General features: G+C 44.7%; 20 protein-coding genes. 19 read left to right on the forward strand and 1 reads right to left on the reverse strand.

Annotated elements, in window-relative coordinates; translation table 11 throughout:
- Nucleotides 1-4: 4 nt before the first annotated feature.
- The 16 genes from MHI32_RS07275 (at nt 5) to MHI32_RS07350 (ending at nt 20,325) form a co-directional block, all read left to right on the forward strand.
- Nucleotides 5-388 (forward strand): holo-ACP synthase, encoded by a 384-nt coding sequence (locus MHI32_RS07275; protein ID WP_076125332.1) that lies wholly within the window; start codon nt 5-7, stop codon nt 386-388.
- Entirely contained in the window at nt 389-1,393 is a 1,005-nt protein-coding gene (locus MHI32_RS07280; protein ID WP_340012092.1) for a phosphate acyltransferase, read from the forward strand.
- A 4-nt stretch (nt 1,394-1,397) separates the two neighbouring features.
- Nucleotides 1,398-2,531, forward strand: coding sequence for a butyrate kinase (gene buk, locus MHI32_RS07285; protein WP_340012093.1), 1,134 nt, complete (start codon nt 1,398-1,400; stop codon nt 2,529-2,531).
- Complete coding sequence (locus MHI32_RS07290) at nt 2,524-3,447, forward strand: alpha/beta hydrolase (protein WP_340012094.1); 924 nt, start codon at nt 2,524-2,526, stop codon at nt 3,445-3,447. The genes buk and MHI32_RS07290 overlap by 8 nt, the downstream gene beginning before the upstream one ends.
- Nucleotides 3,447-4,925, forward strand: a complete 1,479-nt coding sequence (locus MHI32_RS07295) for an FAD-dependent oxidoreductase (protein ID WP_218641635.1) — start codon at nt 3,447-3,449, stop codon at nt 4,923-4,925. Before MHI32_RS07290 ends, MHI32_RS07295 begins: the two co-directional genes overlap by 1 nt.
- A 3-nt stretch (nt 4,926-4,928) precedes the next feature.
- The gene (locus MHI32_RS07300; RefSeq protein WP_081386478.1) at nt 4,929-7,067 is read left to right on the forward strand and encodes an FAD-dependent oxidoreductase; all 2,139 of its coding nucleotides are present in this window, start codon (nt 4,929-4,931) and stop codon (nt 7,065-7,067) included.
- 2 nt (nt 7,068-7,069) lie between these two features.
- Nucleotides 7,070-8,431, forward strand: a complete 1,362-nt coding sequence (locus MHI32_RS07305; RefSeq protein WP_076125325.1) for an NADH-ubiquinone oxidoreductase-F iron-sulfur binding region domain-containing protein — start codon at nt 7,070-7,072, stop codon at nt 8,429-8,431.
- 50 nt (nt 8,432-8,481) lie between these two features.
- Nucleotides 8,482-8,925: a hypothetical protein gene (locus MHI32_RS07310; protein WP_076125323.1), complete on the forward strand. Its 444-nt coding sequence runs from the start codon at nt 8,482-8,484 to the stop codon at nt 8,923-8,925.
- A gap of 40 nt (nt 8,926-8,965) precedes the next feature.
- On the forward strand, nt 8,966-9,934 hold the full coding sequence (locus MHI32_RS07315; protein WP_076125321.1) for a 2-keto-3-deoxygluconate permease: 969 nt from the start codon (nt 8,966-8,968) through the stop codon (nt 9,932-9,934).
- A gap of 10 nt (nt 9,935-9,944) precedes the next feature.
- Nucleotides 9,945-10,910: a flavodoxin family protein gene (locus MHI32_RS07320; protein ID WP_076125319.1), complete on the forward strand. Its 966-nt coding sequence runs from the start codon at nt 9,945-9,947 to the stop codon at nt 10,908-10,910.
- 45 nt (nt 10,911-10,955) lie between these two features.
- A complete protein-coding gene (locus MHI32_RS07325; protein WP_076218363.1) occupies nt 10,956-11,966 on the forward strand; it encodes a 2-oxoacid:acceptor oxidoreductase family protein in 1,011 nt (336 codons plus the stop codon).
- A gap of 26 nt (nt 11,967-11,992) precedes the next feature.
- Nucleotides 11,993-14,299: a thiamine pyrophosphate-dependent enzyme gene (locus MHI32_RS07330; protein ID WP_340012095.1), complete on the forward strand. Its 2,307-nt coding sequence runs from the start codon at nt 11,993-11,995 to the stop codon at nt 14,297-14,299.
- A gap of 1,099 nt (nt 14,300-15,398) precedes the next feature.
- A complete protein-coding gene (locus MHI32_RS07335; protein WP_076276587.1) occupies nt 15,399-16,136 on the forward strand; it encodes a CPBP family intramembrane glutamic endopeptidase in 738 nt (245 codons plus the stop codon).
- Nucleotides 16,137-16,250: 114 nt separating this feature from the next.
- On the forward strand, nt 16,251-17,402 hold the full coding sequence (locus MHI32_RS07340; protein WP_340012096.1) for a DUF4163 domain-containing protein: 1,152 nt from the start codon (nt 16,251-16,253) through the stop codon (nt 17,400-17,402).
- Between the two features lie 396 nt (nt 17,403-17,798).
- Nucleotides 17,799-19,196, forward strand: a complete 1,398-nt coding sequence (locus MHI32_RS07345) for an MATE family efflux transporter (RefSeq protein ID WP_076302143.1) — start codon at nt 17,799-17,801, stop codon at nt 19,194-19,196.
- A 322-nt stretch (nt 19,197-19,518) separates the two neighbouring features.
- Entirely contained in the window at nt 19,519-20,325 is an 807-nt protein-coding gene (locus MHI32_RS07350; protein WP_175619978.1) for an ATP-binding protein, read from the forward strand.
- Nucleotides 20,326-20,427: 102 nt separating this feature from the next.
- Here MHI32_RS07350 and MHI32_RS07355 read toward each other — a convergent pair whose 3' ends face one another.
- The gene (locus MHI32_RS07355) at nt 20,428-21,465 is read right to left on the reverse strand and encodes a LacI family DNA-binding transcriptional regulator (RefSeq protein WP_076125304.1); all 1,038 of its coding nucleotides are present in this window, start codon (nt 21,463-21,465) and stop codon (nt 20,428-20,430) included.
- Between the two features lie 465 nt (nt 21,466-21,930).
- Here MHI32_RS07355 and MHI32_RS07360 point away from each other — a divergent pair, with 465 nt between their 5' ends.
- The 3 genes from MHI32_RS07360 (at nt 21,931) to MHI32_RS07370 (ending at nt 25,425) form a co-directional block, all read left to right on the forward strand.
- On the forward strand, nt 21,931-22,851 hold the full coding sequence (locus MHI32_RS07360; protein WP_076185370.1) for an ABC transporter permease subunit: 921 nt from the start codon (nt 21,931-21,933) through the stop codon (nt 22,849-22,851).
- A 17-nt stretch (nt 22,852-22,868) separates the two neighbouring features.
- A complete protein-coding gene (locus MHI32_RS07365) occupies nt 22,869-23,750 on the forward strand; it encodes a carbohydrate ABC transporter permease (RefSeq protein WP_036675818.1) in 882 nt (293 codons plus the stop codon).
- A gap of 61 nt (nt 23,751-23,811) precedes the next feature.
- Nucleotides 23,812-25,425: an ABC transporter substrate-binding protein gene (locus MHI32_RS07370; protein ID WP_076193509.1), complete on the forward strand. Its 1,614-nt coding sequence runs from the start codon at nt 23,812-23,814 to the stop codon at nt 25,423-25,425.
- Nucleotides 25,426-25,437: the final 12 nt, after the last annotated feature.

Here is a 25,437-nt window from a genome sequence, read left to right on the forward strand (position 1 = left end):
TCCGATGATCGGTGTGGGGACAGATATCGTGAATTTTTCTCATCTGCGAGCCATTACGCTGGTGCAGGAAGATCCATTTATACAAAAAACATATACTCCGAATGAGATCGCGCAAGCTATAAGCCGTCCGGAGCCTTTTTATTACTATGTAACGCGGTTTGCCGGCAAGGAAGCGGTGTTCAAGTCTCTAGCTATCAGTGGCGAGGGAGTTAGTCTCAAAGAGATTGAAATCCTTAATGATGCCGAAGGGCGGCCTAATGTGATACTGCATGGGGAAATCGCCAAACGGGCGCTGCAAAGCTCATGTGCGCAAGTGAAAATTTCCCTTTCTTATGATACAGACTACGCGGTGGCCTTTGCCATAGCTGCAGATGGAAGGAGTATATAAATGAGCCTGCTGGAAACGCTCGAGCAAAAAGCACGTCTTCATCCCAAAAGGGTGGTTTTCCCGGAATGTGATAATGAAATGATTTTGAAAGCCGCCGCGGAGGTGGTCGCACGCAAGATAGGCCACCCTGTGCTAATTGGCAATTCAGAGAGTATCAGTGCGCGTGCGGTGGAACTTGGAATTTCGACTGAGGCATTCAGTTTCTTCAATAATTCGAATGAGCAGCAGTTAGAAGAACTCGCTGACGAATATACAGCCCGTTTTGATGAGTTGAGCAGAAAAGCGGTCCTGCGCAAGGCAAAAGATCCAGTAAACTGTGCGATGCTGCTGGTTAAGGCCGGCAGGGCTGATTGTGCAGCTGCTGGACGCGAGTATACTACGGCTGAGGTTATTGTGGCGGCTCAAAGCATTATCGGGATGCAGGAAAGCTTTAGCAGCATTTCAAGTCTTGGTATTGTGAATGTGCCGGGCTTTGAGGGTCCTGAAGGTCAGCTGCTTGCTATAGCTGATTGTGCGGTGAATGCCGCTCCCGATGCTGACGAACTTGCTGACATCGCCATATCCTCTGGACATACTGTCGAAACGCTGCTCGGCTGGGAGCCTCGTATTGCTATGCTTTCCTTTTCTACATGTGGCAGCACGGAGCATGAGAGTATTGATGTTATCCGCAAGGCAATCGATATTGTACATGGCAGAGTGCCGGACTTGAAGATCGATGGTGAATTTCAACTTGATGCAGCTATATCCCCAGGGGTGGCTGCAAACAAAGTGAAGCGTGAAAGTGATGTCGCTGGCAAGGCAAATGTGCTTATATTTCCAAATCTGCATGCCGGGAATATAGGTGTCAAGCTGATACAGCTTTTTGGTAAAGCCGATGCATATGGGCCTGTACTTCAAGGCTTTGCACAGCCGATCTGCGATTTTTCCCGCAGTGCTCCGCTTTCCGAAATGATGGGCAATATTATTATGCTAATTGTACGCGCACAGCATGGAAAGGAACTGTGAAGACATGGAAAGGATATATAAAATTTTTACGCTCAGCCCAGGCTCTACTTCAACAAAATTGGCGGTTTTTGAGAACAATACACAAGTATTCAAAGCGAATGTTGCCCATGACCCGGCAGTTCTAAAGACCTTTGCAACTATTGGCGACCAACTTCCTTACCGGCACGAGACGATTCTATCGGAGTTATATAAGGCTAAAATCAGCCTTACTGCTATGGATGCTTACGCTGCGTACAGTGGAGGTCTGGAAAGCATGGTTGGTGGCATTTATCCGATTAATGAAGCCATTCTTAAGCATTCCCGGGAGGGAAGAACGGTCAAGCATCCGGCAATTCTCGGCGCACAGCTTATTCAAGCATTCTCGGATGAATTTGGCGGAGCACCTGCATATTTGGTCAACCCGCCTGATGTTGACGAATATGAGGAGCTGGCCCGTTTTACAGGGATAAGGGGCATTTATCGAGAGAGTAGAGTACATGTGCTCAATCAGAAAGAAGTCGCCATGCGGTATGCGAAAGAACTACGCAGACCGTATGAGGAATGCAACTTTATTGTGGCGCATGTGGGCGGGGGGCTATCTGTTACTGCCCATAAGAAGGGAAGAATGGTAGACGGCAATGATGTACTAAATGGAGAAGGTCCTATGGCGCCGAATCGTTCTGGCTCAGTCCCTGCCGTCCCCATTATTGATATGTGCTTCTCCGGTGAATACACCCATCAGGAAATGATCCAGAAGATCAGCAAGACAGGAGGACTAGTCAGTCATCTCGGTACAGATAACACCATGGAGATCAAAAAAATAATTGCTAGCGGAAATACTTATGCGAAGCTTGTTTATGATGCTATGGCTTATCAGTTATGCAAAGCTGTCGGTGCTTGCGCAGCAGTTCTTCAAGGCCAAGTGGACGGGATCATTCTCACAGGCGGCGTCAGCAATGACCTCTATTTTACAGGTTTTGTGGAGCTATACTGTGGCTGGATCGCACCTGTTAAGGTGTACGGGGGTGATTTTGAAATGGAGGCACTTGCGGCAGGCACTGTGCGTGCTCTGAACGGTGAAGAAGAAACCAAAGTGTATACGGGTTATCCCGTATGGGAAGGTTTCAACAGAACAGAAACAGGAAAATCAAATGGATGATTTCTTGCAAAGCTTCATTAAAATCATACCCTCCATTCGTGCATCTGAAAGAATGGTCCTGTTGTCACAGCATATTCATGGAGAGCGGCTGGAAATACCTTGCGGTGAAAGCCACAGTGTTGAAGTTTGGTTGCATCGTGCCCAGCGGCAAAACTCGCCAGTACTTTTTGAGCTGCATGGCGGGGGGCTAGTGCTTGGCGATGCTGCCAAGGATGATAGCCTGTGCGAGGAAGTCAGAACTCTTATTGGCTGTCACGTAGTAGGGATAAATTACCGCAAAGCTCCTGAGAATCCTTACCCTGCAGCGCTAGATGACGTCTGTGGAGTAATGAAGTGGTTTGCCGAAAATGCTGAAAGCTTCAGTATGGACCCTTCACGGTTTGCAGTTATGGGATTCAGTGGAGGGGCGACTCTTGCTACAGCCGCATCAATGAAGGCAAGGGAACAGGATCGCTACTCTATTTGCTGCCAGATTTTGCATTACCCCTATCTTGATGCCGTAACTGATCCGGCAGCGAAGGAGCGCTGTTTGTCCGATATGGCCCCAGAGTTGATGAAAGCGTTTACTTTTCTATATTCAAGTGAGGAGCAACGGAAGGAACCCTATGTATCACCGCTCCATGCGCCTGAACGGTTCATTACTAATATGCCGCCGGTCATTATAGTACTTGCCGAGTGTGATGCGTTGTGCTATGAAGGCGAACAATATGCAATTCGTTTGTCCAGGGCAGGCGTTCCAGTCTTTATACGGCAGATGCAAGCTGCGCACCATGGCTATATAGAAGATGCTTTTAATAGTGCCTGTTATAACGAACTTCCCATAGATACAAAAGAAACCCATGCAATCAACTTCCGTGAGCTGGCAAATGAGGCGGTGGAATGGAGTGCGCAATGGTTAAGGATGTATTTAAATTAATGTTTTTAGGAAAGGAACTTTATATGAGACGGATCGAGACAGAAATAGTTGTAATTGCCGCAGGACCTTCCGGATTGGCAGCCGCTGCGCAAGCTGCTGAGAACGGAGCGAGGGTAGTAGTGCTGGAGAAAAACAGTACGGTAGGTGGCGCAGCAAATATGGGGATGGGACCTCTGGGGATAGGTACGCGGCAGCAAAAATCCATGATGGTAGATATCAGTGTAGAACGGGCCTTCAAAATGTTTATGGAATATACGCATTGGCGCGTAGATGCCACTCTTGTGAAAAGGTATTTTGAAAATTCCGCCAATACCATTACCTGGCTAGAAGAGATGGGCGTCCAGTTTGCTGGCGCATACAAATATTTTCCGAAATCTGAGCAGACCTGGCATATCGTAGCAGTGAACGGTGGCATTGGCCGCAATGGCGGTGCCATCATGAATAAAGCAATCATGGAATACGCACGTGAGCATGGGGTTGAGTTTTATCTTGAAACCCCTGCTCAGCGTATTCTTACAGATGGACAGGGCAAGGTCTGCGCAGTTATTGGCAGAGGGCCTGAGGGTGAAGAAACTGAGTTCAGATGCAAGGCTGTTGTTGTAGCTACGGGAGGTGCAGGTGATAATCCAGAGATGATTAAGGAGCGCACCGGCTATAGCTACAAGGAGGATATGTTCAATTTTGCAATACCCGGACTCAAGGGTGACGGAATTCGTATGGCCTGCGAGGCAGGGGCTGCGACAACCGATATGACTGTTGAAATGATCTACATTCTGCCACATTCGGATACCGGTCCGGATAGTGTGCCTGCCGTACTGATGCAACCTAACCTGATGGTGAATCAACTCGGCAAACGTTTTATTAATGAGGAAGAAATGCAGAACAATACCTTCACCGGCAACGCCATCGCTATTCAAAAAGGGCGTGTAGGTTATTCCATTATTGATTCCACTATTCTAAAGGGGTATAAGCGCAATGGTCTTGATGTCATAAACTTTGTGCATGACCCGGATGATGTCAGTGATTTTGATGAGGTCGTAGAGGATTACATCCTTCAGGGCAATCCGGACATTATCAAAGCAGACAGCATTGAGGAGCTAGCTGAAAAACTTGGGATCGTTCCAGAGGCTTTGCTCGATACAGTTGATGAATACAACGATATGTGTGATAGAAGTGATGAGCTCTTCTTCAAAAACAAGACTTATATGAAGCCTGTTGTGAAGGCACCCTTCTATGCCGGATGCTTTCGTCCCAGCGCGTATGGCACACTTGGCGGTATAAAAATAAACGATAGAGCAGAAGTGCTGGATAAGGAATGGTTGCCTGTACCCGGTCTGTACGCTGCCGGTACAGATACCTGTACCATTTACGGGGACAGCTATATGTTTCTTTTACCCGGAAACACGATGGGTTATTGCTTGAATACGGGACGTTTTGCTGGTGAAAGTGCCGCTGAATATGTGAGAGCAGAGGAATAAACGATGAAGGACGAACAAGTGACACTGGTGATTGACGGAAAGACCGTATCTGTGCGTACAGGTGGAACGATTCTAGAAGCTGCACTATCAAACGGTATCTATATCCCGAACCTCTGTTACCATGAGAATCTTCGTCACACTGCCTCCTGCCGACTCTGCATGGTGCGTCAGGAAGGGAAAAAGGGTGTCGTGGCTGCCTGTGCTGTAAAGGCGGAAGAAGGAATGGTCATTGACAGTAAGGATGCTCTCGCTGAAAACGTACGAAAGCTTTCTGTTGATTTAATGTTCAAAACACATCCAAGTGAGTGTACAGGCTGTCCAAAATTCGGACACTGCCAGTTCCAATCCATTTCCCAATTTGTCGGAGATACGGGGCGCCGCCTCCGGGCCAACCCGATCCGTATTGCTGAGGATGTCAGGAACCCGATTATTCTTCATGAAATGACCCGCTGTATTCTATGTGGAAGATGTGTGCGTGCATGTGAAGAGATGCGGGGTGTGGGAGCTATCCGCTTTGAGAAGGTTCAGGGCCGGTTGCAGGTTGTAGTAGATGGTAATTCCCTGCAGGATGCAGATTGCCGCTTTTGCAGTGCTTGTGTAGAGGTATGCCCCACAGGAGCTATTCGTGAACACGAGGCCATTACGCAGAAGATGACTGGAAAGTCCCGTACAGATGCCCTGGTTCCATGCCGGGCGGCTTGTCCTGCCCATATTGATATACCCAAATATCTGCGGTTCATACGGGAAAAAAATTATCCGGCTGCGGCTGCCGTCATGCGCGAAAAAGTACCGTTTCCCCACGCGCTCGGGTACATATGCACCCATCGCTGCGAATTGGAGTGTAAACGTAATTTTCTCAATGAACCGGTGGCCATACGTGACCTGAAACGCCATGCCTGCGAGCATGATGACGGTAGTTGGAAAACTCGTTCTTTCCAAAAATCGGCCACTGGCAAAAAGGTCGCTATTATTGGTGCAGGTCCTGCTGGTCTGACGGCTGCCATGTACCTTGCAAAGCTAGGTCATGAGATAACTATTTATGAAGAACGCCAAAAGGCTGGCGGTATGATGCAATACGGGATTCCACAGTATCGTCTTCCCCGGGAGATCGTTGACCGAGAAATCGGCATGATCCTGGAGTTGGGTGTGAAATTACAGACCGGTGTTCGGATTGAATTTCCGGCCTCCCTGATCTCAGAAGGATTTGATGCTGTTTTGGTAGCCGTAGGGGCTCATAAGGGAGCGCGTCTGCCACTGAAGGGCGCCGGGCTGGAAGGCGTATATACGAATATTGAATTTCTGCGCCAGACGGCAGAGGGGGAGGCTCCGACTGTCGGTAAGAACGTAATTATTCTGGGTGGGGGAAACGTTGCCTTGGACTGTGCAGGAATCGCAAAACGGTTTGGCGCGGAAACCGTTCATCTGGCTTGCCTTGAAAGCCGAAATAAGATGACCGCATCTCCTGAAGAGCTTCGCTGGGCTGAAGAAGAGGGAGTGCTGGTGCATAACAGCCGAACGTTTCTCGCCATTAACGGCAGCGGCGACGGTAAAGTGAACGGGCTGCGGATGGCAGAAGTGAAAGGCTTCCAGTTTGATGAGAATGGCAGGAGTGTCATTGATCTTATACCTGGCAGCGAAACGATACTCCCGGTTGATACAGTGATTTTTGCAGTAGGTCAAGGACCTGATTTGGTAGAGGGCTGTGGGTTAGCCCTTGGTCGTGGCAGCCGCATTGTTGTCGAAGCGAATAGCTGTGCTTCAAGCATTCCCGGTATTTTCGCAGCCGGAGACTGTGTAACAGGCACAGATTCAGTTATTCGTGCCATAGCAGGGGCGCGCCTGGCTGCTTCAGAGATGGACCGGTTTCTCGGCGGGGACGGCAATATTGAGGAAAATCTTTCACCGGAGCAGGCGGTTTGCCCGAGAATTGGTGCAATTAAAGGCATGAGTGATAGAAAGCGAAAGAAAACACAGATTGTTGCGCCAGAGGAGCGTTGCCAATGCTTTGATCCGATGGATCTGGGTTATTCTGAGGCGCAAGTACCGGATGAGGCGCAACGTTGTCTGCAGTGTGATCTGCGACTAGAAATAGCTGCGCAAAAATTTTGGAATGATTATTCGAGTGTTGCCAGAGGTGAATAAAGATGCCACATGAAGTCAGCCGAACTCCCCATTTTCTGTCGCCTTTCCCGAATGCTGAAGAGCCTGCTATTCAGGAGCTTTTGGAGAATAGGCTAGCAATTTCAGCTTCGGACGCGGCAGTAAGAATTAGAGCACTTGCATTGACGGATAAACAAGGAGTGCTTCTCGATGAACGTTTATCCGCAATCAATCCAGATGACGGGAGACCCGTATTAATCTGCTCTCTCGCACAGGAGTTAGATGGATTCACGGACTTTATTCTTGCGCATGTCGCGAGTCGAATAGCAGCAGGGCTGGCAATGGCTGCGAAGATTTGCATGGATTGTGAGATTCTGATCTATGCCGAGACAGAGGCGCAAGCTGAGATGTTGGCGGCACCGCTGCGTGAGATAGCTCCGGCCTCGCTTATATCAGTGAAGTACGGACCGGCTTCTCCTGTCCTGCGGGAAGAAACAGCATTATACAATGCCATAGACAATGGTGTAATACGTTGTGACTTATGGGTGAAAAGCTTCAGTGCCGAAGGCTGGCAAGGGAGACCTACCTTCCTGCTGGATGTGGAGACTGCGTACTGGATTTACGAAGGTGTAAGCAGTTCCCGCCGTCAGGAGAAATTAATAATGATTACAACAGATGAGAGAACCAGGGTTGTGGCAGTTGCACTTGGCACCCCTGTGTCTGCTCTGTTAGAGGAGCTTGAACTTGCGCCAGCCAAGCCCCTGCTGCTGGGTGGCATGCTCGGGCACTTCGCATCGGCTCCGGCCTTAACTTCGGAATTCATAAGCTATGATTCTGTTTATGACAGTATCCGAATCTTTACCGACAAGCACTGTATGGCAACTATCGCCAAAGGGTTACTTAGCGCTGCAGCGGAGACATCCTGTGGAAAATGTGTGATTTGCCGTGAGGGGAGCTGGCAACTCAAAGCAGTCTTCACTGATGTTACCGAAGGGCGAGCAAAAAAAGAGGATCTTGATTTAGTAACAGATATTGGCGAATTAATCGGAGCAGGATCTTTTTGCGCATTTGGAAGAAATATGGTGGGGCCGGCGTTATCTGCTGTTGCCTGCTCCCGTCTTGATCTTGAAGCCCATATTGTACGCAAGACCTGTCCGGCTTCGGTGTGTACCCATTTTCTTGCCTATGTCATTGATCCGAAATTATGCAGCGGCTGCGGGGAATGTCTTGATGTCTGCCCGGAAAATGCAATCCAAGGGAAATCAGGCTATATCCATATGATCGATCCGGCGATTTGTGAAAAATGCGGAAGGTGTACGGAAGTCTGTGAAGAGAATGCGATTGTCACTGCATCTGGTCGCATCCGTGTCCCCAAACAGCTGACCAGGGTGGGCAGATTCAAGTAAGTAACAGAAAAATGGAAAGAGCATGCCATATCGGCTGCGGGTGCAGGAAAATGAGTAAGACATATTCTTTGTATTTTAAGCTTGTGTTGAATCTTCCCTCTGCGGCGGCGATGTCGCTTGCAGCTTCCCTGATGAATGAGGGGATTAATGGACGAACATGGGTGTTCACCCTGGTTGGTTTCTCGCTGGCTTGTCTTATTAACGATTTTATTCCCTTGATGAGGATTAGCGACTGGTTTACGGGGCTTTTTGCTCTAAAGAAGGATTTACTGGCGGGTCAATGTGTCGGCTGTCTGCTAATAAACTTCATTCCTGTAACTGTAATCAGCGGAGTGATGGCTCTGCTTGGCACATCAAACCTGTCAGGCTTTCTCACCTCATTTACTGGGAATTATCCGGTGCTTTATTTGGTTTCCTATCTAATGACCATGATCATGACACCTCTAGCCAAAGCTGCCGGGAATAAAGCATGCGCAAGAGTAACAGTCAGATAGAGGAAGGACACGATTACTTGGAAGAAGGGAATCGCCGTACATGAAAATATTAGAGAGAATACAGGGAATATCAGGCGGAATGATGCTGCTTCCTATGGGAATCGCTGCAATAATGCATACTTTTTATCCGAGAACCTTGATGGTTGGCAATCCGTCCACTGCTGTATTTTCGAATGCGGGAACGATGACGATCGTGGGAATTCTGCTAGTATTCTGTGGTATTCAGTTCAAACCTCAACAGCTTGTGACAACTCTGCGGCGGGGCGGCATACTAGTTGCGGTAAAACTTGTTCTTAGTGTTGTTTTTGGGATCGTTGTTATGAAGCTTTTCGGTTTGGCGGGTTTTGGAGGAATCTCTACCCTGGCACTTGTGGCTTGCATCACTAGTTGCAATCCCGGCATGTACCTTGCGCTGATGGAGAATTATGGTGATGACACTGACATTTCTGCGTTTGCTCTGCTGAACCTTATCGGGCTACCGTTCATACCCGTCTGTATTCTTGGTTTCTCTTCCGGAAATGGGATTGACGCTCGAAGCATCATGGCTACTTTAATTCCGTTTGTAGTCGGATTTCTTCTGGGTATGTTTGATCCTGCTGTTCGTAATTTTTCCAAATCAGGGACCTCACTTATGGTGCCTTTTCTGGGGTTTTGCCTTGGGGCGAATATCGATCTCAAGAGCGCACTCAGCTCATGTGGGCTGGGGCTGATTTTGTTCTTGATCTTTACCTTGATTAATAACATCCCCATGTTGTTAGTTGACCGATTCTGTCTGAAACAAGACGGGCATGCTTCTGCGGCGATTTGTTGTGTAGCCGGGTTATCCATAACGGTACCTCAACTTATGGCAGAGGTCGATCAGGCATATCTGCCTTATGTTGAGAGTGCCCGCGCACAAATTGCATTCGCAGTTGTTGCCAGTGCAATTGTCACTCCAGTTCTTGTGAAAAAGCTGAAACGATCTCGTGGATCAGTTTCTGAAAATATGCTTAACAAATTCGAATTGTAGGAGGCTACTAATGAAAATTTTAGGGATCAGTTGCGGAAGAAGAATGAGCAATTCAGAAATCCTTGTTAAAGAAGCTTTAATGGGTGCTGAGGAGCTTGGTGCCGAAGTAGAACTTGTGCGTCTTAATGATTTACATATTAAACCTTGCACCGGTTGTAATGCTTGTGTAGTGAGTCTGCTTGAAAAGTGTGGCTCAGGAGACTGTGTGATAAAGAATGATGACTATGGATTTATTGATGAAAAATTAATGGAATGCGACGGATTAATCTTGAGCTCAGCCATTTATGAAAAGAGTCCTAACGGATTATTGAAGATTCTGAATGACCGGATGGGGCCTTCTCATGACATTGCTTTCCGGATGATTGCCAAGAAGCAACGCGAGGAAAGAGGGATTACTACCGGCAAAGGCCCGGATGAAAGAAGCTTTAAAACAAGAGTAGCTTCTCTTATTGCTGTAGGAGGAAGTGAGTGGGACACACTCGCATTGCCGATGCTCCACCTTTTTACGTTGCCGATGCAAATTAATGTAATAGATAAAATGCTGGTCAATTGGGTTGGCTTACCTGGAGCAGTTGTGTTCAGGGAGGAAGAACTTAAGAGAGCAAGACAATCCGGTCGTCATGTGGCTGAAACACTCATGAATCCAGATACGGAAGCGAAGTATATTGGCGAACCTGGTTTATGTCCAATCTGTCATTCCAAACTCATAGAAATCAGAAATCATGATGATAATTACCCAGCAATATGTGGAATTTGCGGGGTCAGGGGGACTCTGGAGGTGGAAGATGGCAAAGTAAGATTTGATATCGCCGAGGAAGATAGAGCACATTCCCATGTTCTAATCTCTGGAAAGCTTGGCCACGCAGATGAATTATATCAAGTTTCTTTAAAACGTAATCCAAAGGCTGACGAATTGCCTGAACGGTTGAAGAAGTACAAAAATTATTTAGCTTATTCCAGACCTGAACGGGATTAATGCTCTCAAGAGTATTACTAGTCTTCTAGTGAAAGGAGTTCATTTATGATTGAATTGCCACGAATTAACGGTCTCGGATTTTTTGAAATTCGACTGGAGTCTATTGGAGGCTTGGGAGCTAACCTGGCGGGTAAAATGCTCGCAGAAGCGGGAGTCGTCGGAGCGGGGCTGAACGGCGTAAGCTTCTCGTCTTATGGATCAGAGAAAAAGGGCTCTGCTGTAAAGGCCCACATCCGGTTCTGTGATTTAAACACGCATATCCGTGATACTTCGCCGGTAGAGCGTCCCCATGTGGTTGGGGTGTTCCACGAAGCGCTTGTCAAGACCGTTAATGTCACCAGCGGGATTAATGAAGACAGCACTGTTCTTGTGAACTCGGCCAAGACGCCGGAAGAACTCAAAGAGCTGCTGAAGATGAAAGCCGGAACCATTGCTGTGATCGACGCGACAAGCATCGCACTGAAAGAGAAAAACCGTGTAAACATGGCGATGCTGGGTGCCCTGTTCCGGCTCTGCCCATTCCTGGATACTGAAACGATGAAGGGCGTTATTGAGAAATCGCTCGGCAAAAAATATCCGCAGGCTGTACAATCGGCTATTACGACTTTTGAGCGCGGCTACAATGAAGTGAAGTTTATGCACTTCGAGCTGGAGGCAGGGGACAGCATGCCTGAATATGTGCGTTCCGACATTTCGCCGTTTGGCTATGAAACTCAGCCTATAGGCGGTACGATCATCAATCCGGGAAGCAGCTTTCTCAAGAACCTGAGCATTTCCCGTTCCGGAATGATTCCGGCTTATGAAAATGAGTCCTGCATTAACTGTGCACAGTGTGACACCGTCTGCCCTGACCAGTGTTTTGTGTGGGAAGAACGGCTTGACCGCAAGGGGCGCTCACAGATGTTCCTGCGGGGCATCGATTATCAATATTGCAAGGGTTGCCTGAAATGCGTAGGCGCCTGCCCGACCTCGGCACTCTCAAGCATGCGCGAGAAGGAAGGCTATGCCGACAGCCATACGGTGCATCATCCATTCGATCTCATCACGCAAGCGTAAATCTGGTTAGAAAGGCGGAATGAACAATGGCTATTGATTATGAAAAAGAAATAGGTTCTGCCAAAGTAGAACAGAAATTCCTATATGAATCAGGCAATGAGATGGCGGCCTATGCTGCGCATCAGATCAACTATCATGTCATGGGGTATTTCCCGATCTCGCCATCGACAGAGGTTGCCCAATTCCTCGATTCGATGAAAGCCAGCGGCCAGCATGACATTATGCTCGTGCCCTCAGATGGTGAGCACAGCTCGGCAGGTATCTGTTATGGCGCTTCTACAGCCGGCGGACGCGTATTTAACGCCACCAGTGCGCAAGGCTACATGTACATGCTTGAGCAGCTGCCTGTACAAGCCGGTACGCGGATGCCCATGGTTATGAACCTGATTTGCCGCTCCATCTCCGGACCGCTGAACATTCACGGGGACCACTCCGATTTGTATTTTGCACTCAATACCGGCTGGCCGATTCTGATGTGCCGTGACCCGCAGTCGGTCTACGACATGAATCTGATGGCACTGAAGCTGGCTGAGCATGTCAAAGTCCGCCTGCCGGTTATGGTAGCTTCGGACGGATATTTCACTTCTCACCAGAAGCGCCGCGTACAGGCTTTTGCGCACCGCGCAGATGTGCATAAATTCGTAGGCGAACAGCCGCCAGCCGGCTCAACCGATACCCTTGACCGCAACAATCCGGTTACTGTTGGTCCTTACATGAATGAACCGGATTATATCAATAATCGCTATCAGCAGTCTGTGGCCATGTACAATGCCGGTGAAGTGTTCGAAGAGATCGCTCAGGAATTTGCTGATCTGACCGGACGCCATTATGAGGTGATTGAGCAGTACCGGATGGGGGATGCCGATGTGGCTGTCTTCCTGATGAATTCCGCGTCCGAGATCATTAAGGATGTTGTGGATCAGTTGCGACTGCAGGGAGTCAAAGCCGGAGCGATTTCACCGAACATGATCCGTCCGTTCCCGCAGAAGCAGATCGCGGAAGCACTGAAGAATGTCAAAGCCATTACTGTTGGTGACCGTGCGGATTCCTTCGGCGGACACGGCGGCAACATGGTTAACGAAATCAAGGCAGCGCTGTTCACTTACGGGAATACAACGACTAAAGTCATCAGCCGGATTTACGGATTAGGCGGCAAGGACTTCTATGCTGAAGATGGCCATCATTTCTTCCAGCTGGCGTTGGATGCTGTTGTTGCTGACCGTGTTGAAGTACCGTTTGATTACTACGGCCACAATCCTGGTGAACCGGAAAAGGCACCGCAGCGCCTGCTTAAGCCGATGAATTTCGATTTGTTGAAGACGGGCCTCATTACTGTTACTAAAAATGAAGAAACCGGAAAGCTGGCCGTGAAGATTCCCCCGATCCGCAGTTTGATGAAGAAACCAAGACGCCTGGCTCCGGGTCACGGCACATGCCCGGGCTGCGGAATTTTCTCGGGTCTTGAGCTGTTCTTCAGGGGAATTGAAGGAGATATCGTTGCGCTGTACCATACAGGATGCGCAATGGTTACAACAACCGGCTATCCTTATTCGTCGCACAAGTCAACGTTCATCCATAACCTTTTCCAGAACGGTGCGGCTACGTTGTCCGGGGTGGTAGAAATGTTCTGGGAACGCAAACGCCGCGGAGAGCTGGATGGACTGGGCTTGAGGAATGACTTTACTTTCGTTATGGTAACAGGCGACGGAGGTATGGATATCGGGATGGGACCAGCCATTGGTGCTGCACTGCGTGGACATAAAATGATTATCATCGAGTATGATAATGAAGGTTATATGAACACTGGTGCACAGCAGTCTTATTCAACACCGCTCGGTCACCGGACTTCTACTTCAAGCATCGGCAAGACCCAGCAGGGTAAAGTCACCCAGCATAAAGATACTGCCCAGATCATGGCAGCCACTAATATTCCTTATGTATTCACCGGCTGTGAAGCCTATCCGCAGGATCTGCTCAAAAAAACAGCTAAGGCCCAATGGTACGCGCAGAATGAAGGTCTGGTCTACGGCAAGATTCTGATTGCCTGCCCGTTGAATTGGATGACCGAAGACAAGGATGGGACGGATATTGTATCCTTGGCGGTGGAATCCTGCTTCTTCCCGCTGTATGAAGTGGAACAAGGCACAACGACCATTACGTACAATCCGGAAAACAAGGACAAACGTATTGAAGTCTCTGCCTGGCTGAAGACGATGGGTAAGACCCGCCATCTGCTCAAGCCTGAGAACGAACCGGCTCTGCGCAGCTTTGAGAGCGAAGTTCAGCGCCGCTGGAGTCGTCTCAAAGCGAAACACGAGCATTCTGAATTGTAAATATAGTTTTTTAAACATTACACTTATCGATATTTTGATTCGGAAGTGGATGATTTGCTCAAGGGAGTATATCTGAAGATCGAGAAGAGCGGATACAGCGGGAGATAGCGAAGGAGCTGGGGATCTCACGGAGTTATGTTTCGAGAGTGAATTTAAGAAACAAAGTCTGGGAATAGATTAATACCTGTGAGGACAGGGGATTCGTCGGTTTACGTTACTTTATTTATATAGTGTAGAAGTTAAAAATCATGATAAAAAAGCAACTTATCTGCGGATAAGTTGCTTTTTGACGATACGTCATTCTTTAGCTAATTCGGCTTTTTTATTTATTCAGAGCGGTTCTGCTCAATCATTAGGTTGTACCTCTTCACAAGCAGCTTGTTGAAAAAATAAAAACATAACCCGTTAAGGAATCCTATTACGGTTGAACTGAATGCCGAGATTAGATATCCTTCATTTTCTACATTTGAAACAAGATTAATGACAATAATTGAAAGAATGAGACTGAAAGCAAAACCTCCCAAGGAGAAATATAACAAATTGAGTAGAAAAACTCCTCTTCGCTTCTTAATCAAGCTTTCAATAAAATCATTTAAATAGATAATAAGTAAAATACCATAAACTAATAATAGGGCAATAAGCCCATAGAAACCAGCAGGTGGTGGCTTATCCGCAAGAGCAAAAAAGATGACAGTCCAAAAAAAGAAGAATGTGAAGAAATTTATCGTTTTAATTTTTTTTAACAGCTTCAGGTCCATAACATTGGTAAACCTCGCTTTTTAGTTTTTTAACAAGAGAACTGTTTATTCTATTATTACCTGTCTATTTTATCAAAACAACATAATTATTTCTGAAATAGATTCATTTTTTTAAACATTTTCATGAATTTGCAAAATTAAGTGATGAATTAATTTCAGTTTATTCAAAACTTGTGTAAATATTGTAATTCTTTTCTGAAAAAATTGTAAATGTTTCAGAAAAAAATGGGAGTATAGTGTGATAGTACAAAAAACAGCTGACTGTATTTCTATTCTCCGCATCATTGGTTTTAGTATTCAGAGAGTATAGCTTTTCATTATTTTCAGGAAGGATTTGATTAATGATGAGTAAAAGTAATTTTTTTAGATTTGAGCGTAAAAATGATGATTTTCCGTTCTACAGTGAACTGCAATCCCCTACTCTAAATTTGAAAACCAGCCTAATATTTCTGATAGCTGTTGCTGCAGGTTTTGCATTGTTTCTTATTGGGTTTGGAGGTACTTATGGACATCCTTTTATAAATGTGATTTTCCCATTAGCAGCAGTTATCTTTGTTGCACGGAGTCAGTGGACATTACTTTTCAGAAAATTAGTTGCTAAAGATATTATATTAATTCTTGGGACGTACATTGTAAATCTTATTGTGACCTATGGTGTTGGTTTTATTATTACGAAATTATTTAATTTTAGTGCAAATCCAGTGAGTGAAGGATTCAATGGTAATTTTTCCGATACAATTACGACGTTCCTGACAATGCTCCCGATGCTGTTTGGAGAAGAATTAATAACGATCCTTCCATTCTTAGTCATTTTGTACTTAGGAGTAAAAAAACTTAAACTGAACAGAAAGTCTGCGATTATCTTAGCGTGGATTGTAGTATCCATTATTTTTGGCGCATACCATTTACCAACTTATAATTGGAATATTGCACAAGCCATTCTCGGTATCGGCATTGTACGGATTGTTCTGCTCTATCCATACATTAAGACTAAAAACATTTGGACATCGTTTATAGTGCATGTGCTAAATGACTGGACACTTTTTGGATTTGCCTTAATGGTTTCAATGCATCATTGATTAGCGAATTCCATGTAAAAATTGTAATCATTTTCTGAAAATACTGTAAACCATCCGGGAAATGACGGGATTATAGTGTGATAGTAAGAAAATGACTAAAAGGGGATCTTCAAAATGGAAACTCAAGTTAAAAAATTCACAACTAAAAAGCGGATGTCCGTACTTCTATTGTCAGCAGCACTGGCTGCAGTTGGCACAGCGGCGGCTTTACCCGTGTCTGTCGGATCAGTTCATGCTGCAGCCACTACTGCAACAATAACCTCCAGGGTGAATGTCCAGGTTAAAGGTAAAGCAATCGGGACTCAGGCTTTCCTAAGCCCATTAGGTAATACACTCATTCCGCTTAAAGACGCAGCGCAAGCATTAGGCGCAGCTGTTAAATACGATAACAAAAATCATAGTGTAGAGCTTACCCTGGGAGAGAATACTGTAAATTATTCACTGGATATCGACAGTGCACTTGTAAAGTTAAATGGAAGCGGTCTGGGACAAAGATACGAAGCTCAGGTAATCGGAGGAACTTCTTTTGTTGCAGTGCAAGCCTTGGTTGAACCTTTCGGATATTTGGCCCAATGGAACGGACAAACCCGTACTGTCAATATCACGAATGCAGGAATGAATGAACTGACTATAACTGCCGGTAAACTCCAGTCTTCTAATTCCCATAAGGATGTAACCATCAATATCGTATATCCAGTTGTATCGCAGCTTGCGAATCAAAATGCCGAAGCGGCAATTAATAAAGCGGTGAAAGCTCAGGCACAGAAGTTTCTAGATGCCTCGGAAAAACAACTGGCTAAGTCTGGTGCTCCAGCGGAAGGAGCGACATACGATTTCGAACTGGCCTACAAGGTGACTTACAATCAAAATGGAGTGATTAGCTTCCTGCTTACCAATTATCAATACCTCGGCGGAGCTCATGGAGGCGGCTCACAAACAGGTCTTACTTACTCTCTGCAGGATGGTACGACAATGAAGCTGGGAGATTTGCTGAAATCCAACAGCAATTACAGTCAGGTTATTAAGAAATCACTTCAAGAACAAGTCCAAAAAGGTACTGAGTCTTCTATCTACTCTATTGACCTGTTCAATAAGTTAACTAAAGATTCTAATGCATACCTGGATAACTTCTACTTGACTAATGCAGGATTCACTGTGTTTTTTGTTCCAGGTGATATAGCAGAAAGTGTTGTAGGCAGTCCTGAATTCAAATTCACATGGGCTCAGTTCCTTTTGAATAATGCGGATCCGTTCGCTGCTTATTAGGTCGGTTTTTGACTTCAATCGTTTTTTTTCATCGTTACTTTATCACAAAAGAGTTTTTTTAAAAGCAACTTGCCAACTGGGAAGTTGCTTTTTTTGTTGAGTTAAGTAGGGAAGACTAAATGATTGCCTAGCATTCAAAATTGACCATGTACCGGAAACTTGCGGAGCCGCGACCACTCCTGCTGCAGTTTTTTAATAGAATGGAAATGAGAGGGGGCTATTCCGGGGAGATTTATATAAATTCAAAGATAAAATCCTATATGAGATAGAAACAATCCTTTTTGCGGTAGTTGCTAGCCAACATGTCTTATAGACTAGTTAATGCAAGGAGTCCCGTATAATTTTTGAACGACGACTTTGCATATTCAGTCAAAAGAAGGAGAGAAAATTCATATTATGAACACAGTAACACAGATAAACAACAGCAAAGACAAGCAGACGCATTTTATTCTCAACGGTAATCTTTGGAATATTATGGTCCAGTTATCATGGCCCGCTATCATCGCAATGGTCCTCTATGGCTTAAATGCGGTTATTGCCGCTGTATTTGTGGGAAGATTTGTCGGAGAGGAAGCACTGGCTGGGGTATCGGTAGCTTATCCTTTAACCCAGATCAGCTTGGGACTGGGCTCCTTGATTGGGGTGGGTGCCGGTTCTGCTTTAAGTTTAGCCCTCGGCAGGCAGGACAAAGAAATGCAGAAGCGTTTGATGGGGAATGTTAATTATCTGTCCATCCTTGTAACGCTTGTCTATATGGTATTGGGTTTGCTTTTCTCTACACAGCTGGTGCGAATCATGGGAGGAGAAGGGGAAACTCTGGCTCTTGGAGACAGCTATTTTAGAATTACGGTGATTGGTTCATTTTTCTGGATTTATGGACTGGCTGCCAACATGATTGTACGTGCCGAAGGGAAAATGAAATCGGCAGCCGTGGTAATGGGCATTGGACTGGCAGTTGATGTATTGTCCAATTATATTCTGGTAGCCTGGCTGAATTTTGGAGTAGAGGGTGCTGCCTGGGCTACAAATATCGGGATGCTGGTCTACACCTTGCTGGGATGGATTTATTTTGGCAAAGGATTTGCCTCATTCCGAACGAATGTCTTCGCAATCTATCGGGATGCTGCCACAATCAAATCCATAATTGGTCTGGGAATGTCCTCTTTCATTATGAACTTTATGAATCTGGTACAGGCTGTTGTAGTATTTAATGCACTCTCGAGATACGGGACTACAGCAGATATTGCATTTTATGGAGTGGTTTTTCGTGTATTCACCTTCCTGTTGACGCCGATATTCGGATTAATGCGCGCCTTGCAGCCAGTCATCGGCATAAATTTTGGAGCAGAACAGTATGAGCGCGCCATCAAAGCCTATAAAATATTCACACTCGTTTCCATGCTGCTGACTTTGCCTTTCTGGATAATTTCCATGATCTCGCCGGCTTCCATTCTGGGGCTAATGCTGCCGGATCAAATCTTTAAGACCAGCGAAATGTTATATTTCCGGTTGAACATGGCGGTTCTGCCGTTATTGTCGCTCATTTTTATGGCCATGACCTTTTTCCCTGCGATTAATAAAGGGAAGCCGGCAGCCGTTATCGGCATCACCAGACAACTTGTTTTTTATGTGCCAGTGATGCTTGTTTTGCCAAGATGGTTAGGCGTCTCCGGAGTATATTGGGGTTCGCTTGTAATTGATTCTGTGGTTGTAGTGTGGACGGTAATCCTGGTAACTAAGGAATTCACCCGGCTCAGAGCTAAGTCCAAGCTAGCCAGGACTTACAATATGTGAAGGCAAGATGCTGGAACTTCTGCTTTGCCTGGATGGCCGATTTAATAGATATACCCTAAAAGAGCCTTGGAATTATAAAGGCTCTTTTTTGTGCTACTGGTTGACATTATAAACAAAAAGAAAGTATGATATTTTAAATCGTAATAATTACGAATAAAAACAATGTGTATTTGAATTGATTTGTGAATAATGAATGGTCACAAGCGGACTCTATCGTTCCTCACGAGAACTTCGAGCGGCAATTAGAGCAGGTTGAACTGGATTCAGAAAGGATCTTTTGGATTTCTTAAAAATAACCATTTTAAAGGAGCTTCAATAAATAATGAATAAAAGCAGCACCAATCAACGTCTACCCAGAGCAAAAGGGATTGATATGGGTACCTATTATACACCCAAAGAATGTGCCAAAAAGGTTAGACATCTCGTCCTACCCGATATGAATCGAAAGATTGTCGAAGAATTCATCACAATCTTAGGTATGAGGGAAAGATTTGAAGAACATCGAGTTCCCATTCCCAATAAAGTGGTTATGTATGGTCCACCGGGCACAGGGAAAACACTGACGGCATTTTATATGGCTCAAATGCTGGAGCTTCCACTTATCCTGGTTCGACTTGATGCAATTATTCACAGCCATTTGGGCGAGACTGGAAGTAATATCCGGAAAATATTTGAGTATGCCAAAGCATCTCCTTGTGTTCTTTTCCTGGATGAGTTTGATGCCATTGCAAGAACACGGGAGAGTAATGACGAGGTTAAAGAAATGGCTCGTGCGGTGAATACACTGCTGCAATGTCTCGATGATTTTGGTGACAATAGCATTTTTGTAGCAGCGACGAACCTAGAAAATGAACTGGATAGAGCTATTTGGCGAAGGTTTGATACAAAAATGATTTATGCTAACCCGGATGAATCAAGTAGGCGTCAATATGTCGAACTGTTAATTAATGACTTTGAAAGTGAAGCTGGGTTGATGGAGGAGGCATGCGAACGTCTTTCCGGTTGCAGTTTTGCTGATATTGAACAAATTGTCCTGAAAGCGAAACGTAAGGCGATTATAGAGCATTGTCTGCTAAAACGAGAGCATATTGTTCTATCCTATGAAGAATACAATCCTTCCTTAAACTAATTGTGGGGTTATAAATACAGGACATTGTAATTGGAACAATTCAACGAAAAAAAAGAACCCCAGCGACGGAATTTTTAATCGCTTGGGTTCTTTTTAAATCCATCAACTGATATTAGGTGTAGAGTCTCTTAGGATGAGTTTGGTATAAATATGAGAAACCTGATAGGGTTGCTTCGGATCATGAATTCGGGAAAGTAGCATTTCAGCTGCTTTGACACCCATCTGATTACTATAAATATGAACAGTGGTGAGATGGGGTTCTACAATGCTTGATTCAGGACCATTATCAAAACCACAAATGACGAGGTCATTAGGAATGGAAAGCATATTTTTGAGTGACTTCATAAAGGTAACCGCAATATAATCGTTAGCACACACGAAAGCAGAAGGAAGCTGATTGATTTGGCTTAGCTTAGCATCTGCCCACTCCGGACTCGAAAAAAATAGTCGATCGTCATCGAGAATACATTGTGAGAGATCGAGATGAATCCCAGATTCTATCAATGCGCGATTAAAGCCCACCCATCTTTCATTAAAACTCCTACAGTGATTATAGTCCCCGATGAACCCCAGTGATGTGTAACCGCCATCAATTAACTTTTTTGTAAGTTGATATGTGCTGTGTTCGTTTTCCATGAGAAGTACATCTGCTTGGAATTCAGGGTAGCAGATATCGGCAGAGCAGTCGATGAAAATAGTTGGAATGCCTAGACTTGTAATCAGCTTACTATATTCGGAATTGAACAACTCAATACAAATAATTCCGTCTACATTGGCGACATCAAAATTATTTGGAAGAGACAAGGACTCCTGATCAATGTCTCTTATAATGTGCATGGATAAATTATATCCTTCTGCACTGATTCGTTTCTCCATGCCACTGATCAGTTTCGATCCAAAGTGGGAAGTGTTAGGTAAGTTTTCTGTTAATAAAGCGATATTTCCAGAGTTTCTTGGTTGAACACTCTCGGTGTCCATAAAAGCAAATTGTTTATATTTTAACTCTATCGCTTTCTTTATAACCTTGTTTCTAGTTTCATCAGGTATACCATTCGTTCCATTTAAGGCTTTGGAAGCTGTATTTCTAGAGATTCCTAAAGCATCCGCGATGTCTTGTATGGTTACTTTTTCCCTGGCCATCTATGTAATTCACCTCTATATTCTTGTTCTTAACCTTCGCCACAAATAGTGTACTGTTTGGCATGATTCCAACTCTCTTTAATGTATATTAGTTTACTCAAAATAGCAATATGATATTTACAAATGCACAATTTAGTTTACATTTTATCAGCGAATAAATGTGCAAAAAAGGTATTATTATTTTCATCTTCATGAGAATATGTTGACTTTAAAGTATATAATCCTATTTAAATTGGCTGTATTTGTAATTATGTAAAATTATATGCATCATTTATGAACATAATGCTTTGTCATATGCACATAAATAATTTTACAAAATGTATTGACGAACGATTAAGTGTTTGGTAAATTGTAAAAGCAGCAGGACATAAGCCAATTGAAAGCCCTTACTGCATCAAGATATAAACATTGATAAGAACGGAGGTAAAGGCATTGCAAAACCTAATAGAAGCTGAACACAGAACAATGGTGACCAAACATAAGAGCTCCTTACTAGACTATCTAAAGAAATACTACTTTCTTTATATTTTGCTCGCACCAGCTGTGATCCTGACCCTGATTTTTAAATACGGTCCTATGTATGGTGCGATTATCGCCTTTAAAGATTTCAGCCCAATCAAAGGGATTATGGGGAGTGAATGGGTAGGCTTGTACAACTTCGAGAAATTCCTGTCATCCCCCAACTTCGAAGTTATCTTTATGAATACGCTTAAATTAAGTTTCTTCGGATTAATTCTGAGTTTTCCAATCCCAATCTTGCTTGCGTTGATGTTAAATCAAATTCGCCGTGCAGGCGTCAAAAAGAACATTCAGTTGTTCTTGTATGCACCTAACTTTATTTCTGTTGTCGTTGTGGTCGGGATGTTGTTTATCTTCTTGTCCCCAACGGGACCGATTAACCAGTTTTTTACGTGGCTTACAGGTGAACCAATCATGTTCATGTCTCGTCCGGAGTACTTCCGTTCGATCTACATTCTTTCTGATATTTGGACCGGAGCCGGTTGGGCATCCATTATTTATGTAGCAGCACTTGCTAATGTCGATCCTGAGTTACATAATGCAGCCAATCTTGACGGCGCTAATCTTCTACAAAGAATACGCCATATCGATTTGCCAACCATTCGTCCAATTATGGCTATCGTATTTATCCTTGCAGCTGGTGGGATTATGTCCATTGGTTTCGAAAAAGCCTATCTCATGCAAACGGCGATGAACTTGCCAACCTCAGAAATCATTCCGACTTACGTTTATAAAATTGGTTTGCAGTCGGGCGATTATGCCTATTCAGCCGCAGTAGGGTTGTTTAACTCTATCATCAACATCGTCTTGCTCGTCACCGTTAACTTCACCGTGAAGAAACTGAATGAGGGCGAAGGTCTTTACTAAGAAAGGAGCAACAAGCTATGCCCATTAAACATTCCGGATTAGATCGCTTTATCGTCGTGCTGAACGCGATCTTCCTGACACTGGCCGTACTTATCATTGTACTTCCTTTGATTTATGTAGTGATTGCATCTTTTATGGATCCATCAGTTCTGCTCAGTAAAGGATTATCATTCAACCTTTCGGACTGGTCATTAGAAGGGTATATAAAAATTCTTTCTAATCCGGCCATGATCCGAGGTTTTGGAAACTCTGTTTTATACTCTGTTTCATTTGCTATGCTTACCGTTCTCGTCTCAATCTGTGCAGGGTACGCACTGTCTGATGACAGGCTCAAAGGAAAAGGATTCTTCATGACCTTGTTTATTATCACCATGTTCTTTGGGGGTGGGCTTATACCTACATACCTGCTCGTTAAGAATCTTGGTCTGCTTGATACAGTATGGGCGGTGATCATTCCAGGAGCAGTCAATGTATGGAACATCATTCTCTCTAGAACTTTCTTCAAAGGAGTACCGAATGAAATGAAGGAAGCCGCTAATGTCGACGGAGCCTCGGAGATGCGAATTTTCTTCAGTGTCGTATTACCGCTCTCCAAACCGATTGTTTTCGTGCTCGCTCTTTATGCTTTTGTGGGCCAGTGGAATTCCTACTTTGACGCCATGATCTATTTAGATAATCCGAATCTTCATCCACTGCAGCTCGTGTTGCGGTCGATCTTGATCCAGAATCAGGTAGATCCGGGCATGATCAGCGATCAACTCGCCATGGCGGAAATGAAACGATTGTCTGAAATCATCAAGTACGCTGCCATTGTTGTTTCCAGTTTGCCACTTATTGTTATGTATCCGTTCTTCCAGAAGTACTTTGAAAAAGGTGTTATGGTCGGTTCCCTTAAGTAGGAAACAGGCTGCACATAGATAAAGATTAATTCATTCATATCTAATTTGGAGGTCATACCCTATGAAAAGAATTAAGAAATCAAGAGTATCAACGAAAGTAGCTTCTGCATCTGTACTTGCTTCGTTTATGTTCCTTACTGCATGCGGTGGCGGAGGAGGAGGGGGAAGTGCAGCTAGTAAAGAACAGGACGCCAGCGGTAAAGTAACTTTGAACTTTATTACGCAAAGCTCTCCACTTGCACCCGTTGATCCAAATGAAAAACTGATTAATAAGCGTCTTGAAGAAAAGACGAATGTTCATATTAATTGGAAGAATTTCACGAAAGACGTATTTGTTGAAAAAAGAAACTTGGCTGTGGCAAGCGGCGATCTTCCTGATGCAATTTTTAATGCGGACTATAGCGACTATGAGCTGCTCAAGCTTGCTAAAGATGGTGCCATTATTCCGCTGAATGAGCTTATCGAGAACAATATGCCCAACTTCAAAAAGGTGCTGGAAGAAGCACCGGAATACAAGAGTATGATTACGGCACCAGACGGTAATATTTATGCCTTTCCGTGGATCGAAGAGCTGGGCAATGGCAAAGAAAGAATCCAGGCTGTAGACAGTATGCCTTGGATCAATGTGGAATGGCTTGAGAAGCTGGGCCTTGATATGCCTACAACAACAGAAGAATTAAAAGAAGTATTAATTGCCTTCAAAACAAAAGATCCAAATGGCAATGGTAAGGCTGACGAAATTCCTTTGTCCTTTATTAACAAGCCTGGAGCAGAAGATCTGGTTTTCCTATTTGCTTCATTCGGATTGGGGGAGAACCCCGACCACGCGGTTGTAAGCAATGATGGGAAGGTAATATTTACGGCGGCACAAGATGATTACAAAGAAGCCGTTTCTTTTATTAACGAGCTGTATAAAGAAGGACTCATTGATATTGAAGCCTATACACAGGACTGGAGTACTTACCTTGCAAAAGGGAAGGATCAGAGATACGGACTTTACTTCTCATGGGATAAAGCCAACATCACTGGAGCAAATGACATTTACGAGGTTATGCCTCCACTTGCTGGACCAGATGGTGAAGTTAACGTAACAAGAACGAACGCGCTTGGTTTGGGCAGAGGTAAGATGGTTGTTACTAGCGCCAATAAGAACTTAGAAACGACAGCAAAATGGGTTGATCAACTCTACGATCCGATTCAATCTGTACAGAACAACTGGGGAACGTATGGAGACGATAAACAGCAAAATATTTTCGAATTTGATAAAGAAAAAGAAATGCTGAAGCATTTGCCGCTGGAGGGTGCAGCTCCTGTAGAACTACGTGAGAAAACAAGTGTCGGTGGACCCTTAGCTATCCTTGATTCCTATTATGGCAAATACACAACCATGCCGGATGATGCCAAAGGCAGAATGGATATTATCAAGAACATCATGGCGCCTAAAATGAAAGCAGAAAACGTAATGCCGAGTGTATTCCATTCTATTCAAGAGCTTGATCGCCTTACGACAATTGAGACGGATCTGTTTGCCTACGTGCTTAGAATGCGTACTGAATGGTACCAAAATGGTAAAGTCGAAGCGCAGTGGGATGAATATTTGAAAGAATTGGACCGTCTGGGCCTGCAAGAATGGCTTGAAATTAAACAAGGCGGCTATGACAGAGCAAGCAAATAATAAACTATAAAT

It is taken from the genome of Paenibacillus sp. FSL H7-0690 (genome assembly GCF_037980415.1).
Lineage (GTDB): Bacteria > Bacillota > Bacilli > Paenibacillales > Paenibacillaceae > Paenibacillus_AQ > Paenibacillus_AQ odorifer.

Coding starts and splice junctions, on each gene's coding strand:
- MHI32_RS07330 (WP_340012095.1), top strand. CDS start 11,993: ATGGCTATTGATTATGAAAAAGAAATAGGTTCTGCCAAAGTAGAACAG.
- MHI32_RS07290 (WP_340012094.1), top strand. CDS start 2,524: ATGGATGATTTCTTGCAAAGCTTCATTAAAATCATACCCTCCATTCGT.
- MHI32_RS07370 (WP_076193509.1), top strand. CDS start 23,812: ATGAAAAGAATTAAGAAATCAAGAGTATCAACGAAAGTAGCTTCTGCA.
- MHI32_RS07320 (WP_076125319.1), top strand. CDS start 9,945: ATGAAAATTTTAGGGATCAGTTGCGGAAGAAGAATGAGCAATTCAGAA.
- MHI32_RS07360 (WP_076185370.1), top strand. CDS start 21,931: ATGGTGACCAAACATAAGAGCTCCTTACTAGACTATCTAAAGAAATAC.
- MHI32_RS07280 (WP_340012092.1), top strand. CDS start 389: ATGAGCCTGCTGGAAACGCTCGAGCAAAAAGCACGTCTTCATCCCAAA.
- MHI32_RS07350 (WP_175619978.1), top strand. CDS start 19,519: ATGAATAAAAGCAGCACCAATCAACGTCTACCCAGAGCAAAAGGGATT.
- MHI32_RS07295 (WP_218641635.1), top strand. CDS start 3,447: ATGTTTTTAGGAAAGGAACTTTATATGAGACGGATCGAGACAGAAATA.
- MHI32_RS07365 (WP_036675818.1), top strand. CDS start 22,869: ATGCCCATTAAACATTCCGGATTAGATCGCTTTATCGTCGTGCTGAAC.
- MHI32_RS07335 (WP_076276587.1), top strand. CDS start 15,399: ATGATGAGTAAAAGTAATTTTTTTAGATTTGAGCGTAAAAATGATGAT.
- MHI32_RS07340 (WP_340012096.1), top strand. CDS start 16,251: ATGGAAACTCAAGTTAAAAAATTCACAACTAAAAAGCGGATGTCCGTA.
- MHI32_RS07345 (WP_076302143.1), top strand. CDS start 17,799: ATGAACACAGTAACACAGATAAACAACAGCAAAGACAAGCAGACGCAT.
- MHI32_RS07315 (WP_076125321.1), top strand. CDS start 8,966: ATGAAAATATTAGAGAGAATACAGGGAATATCAGGCGGAATGATGCTG.
- MHI32_RS07310 (WP_076125323.1), top strand. CDS start 8,482: ATGAGTAAGACATATTCTTTGTATTTTAAGCTTGTGTTGAATCTTCCC.
- MHI32_RS07305 (WP_076125325.1), top strand. CDS start 7,070: ATGCCACATGAAGTCAGCCGAACTCCCCATTTTCTGTCGCCTTTCCCG.
- MHI32_RS07275 (WP_076125332.1), top strand. CDS start 5: ATGATCGGTGTGGGGACAGATATCGTGAATTTTTCTCATCTGCGAGCC.
- MHI32_RS07355 (WP_076125304.1), bottom strand. CDS start 21,465: ATGGCCAGGGAAAAAGTAACCATACAAGACATCGCGGATGCTTTAGGA.
- MHI32_RS07300 (WP_081386478.1), top strand. CDS start 4,929: ATGAAGGACGAACAAGTGACACTGGTGATTGACGGAAAGACCGTATCT.
- MHI32_RS07325 (WP_076218363.1), top strand. CDS start 10,956: ATGATTGAATTGCCACGAATTAACGGTCTCGGATTTTTTGAAATTCGA.
- buk (WP_340012093.1), top strand. CDS start 1,398: ATGGAAAGGATATATAAAATTTTTACGCTCAGCCCAGGCTCTACTTCA.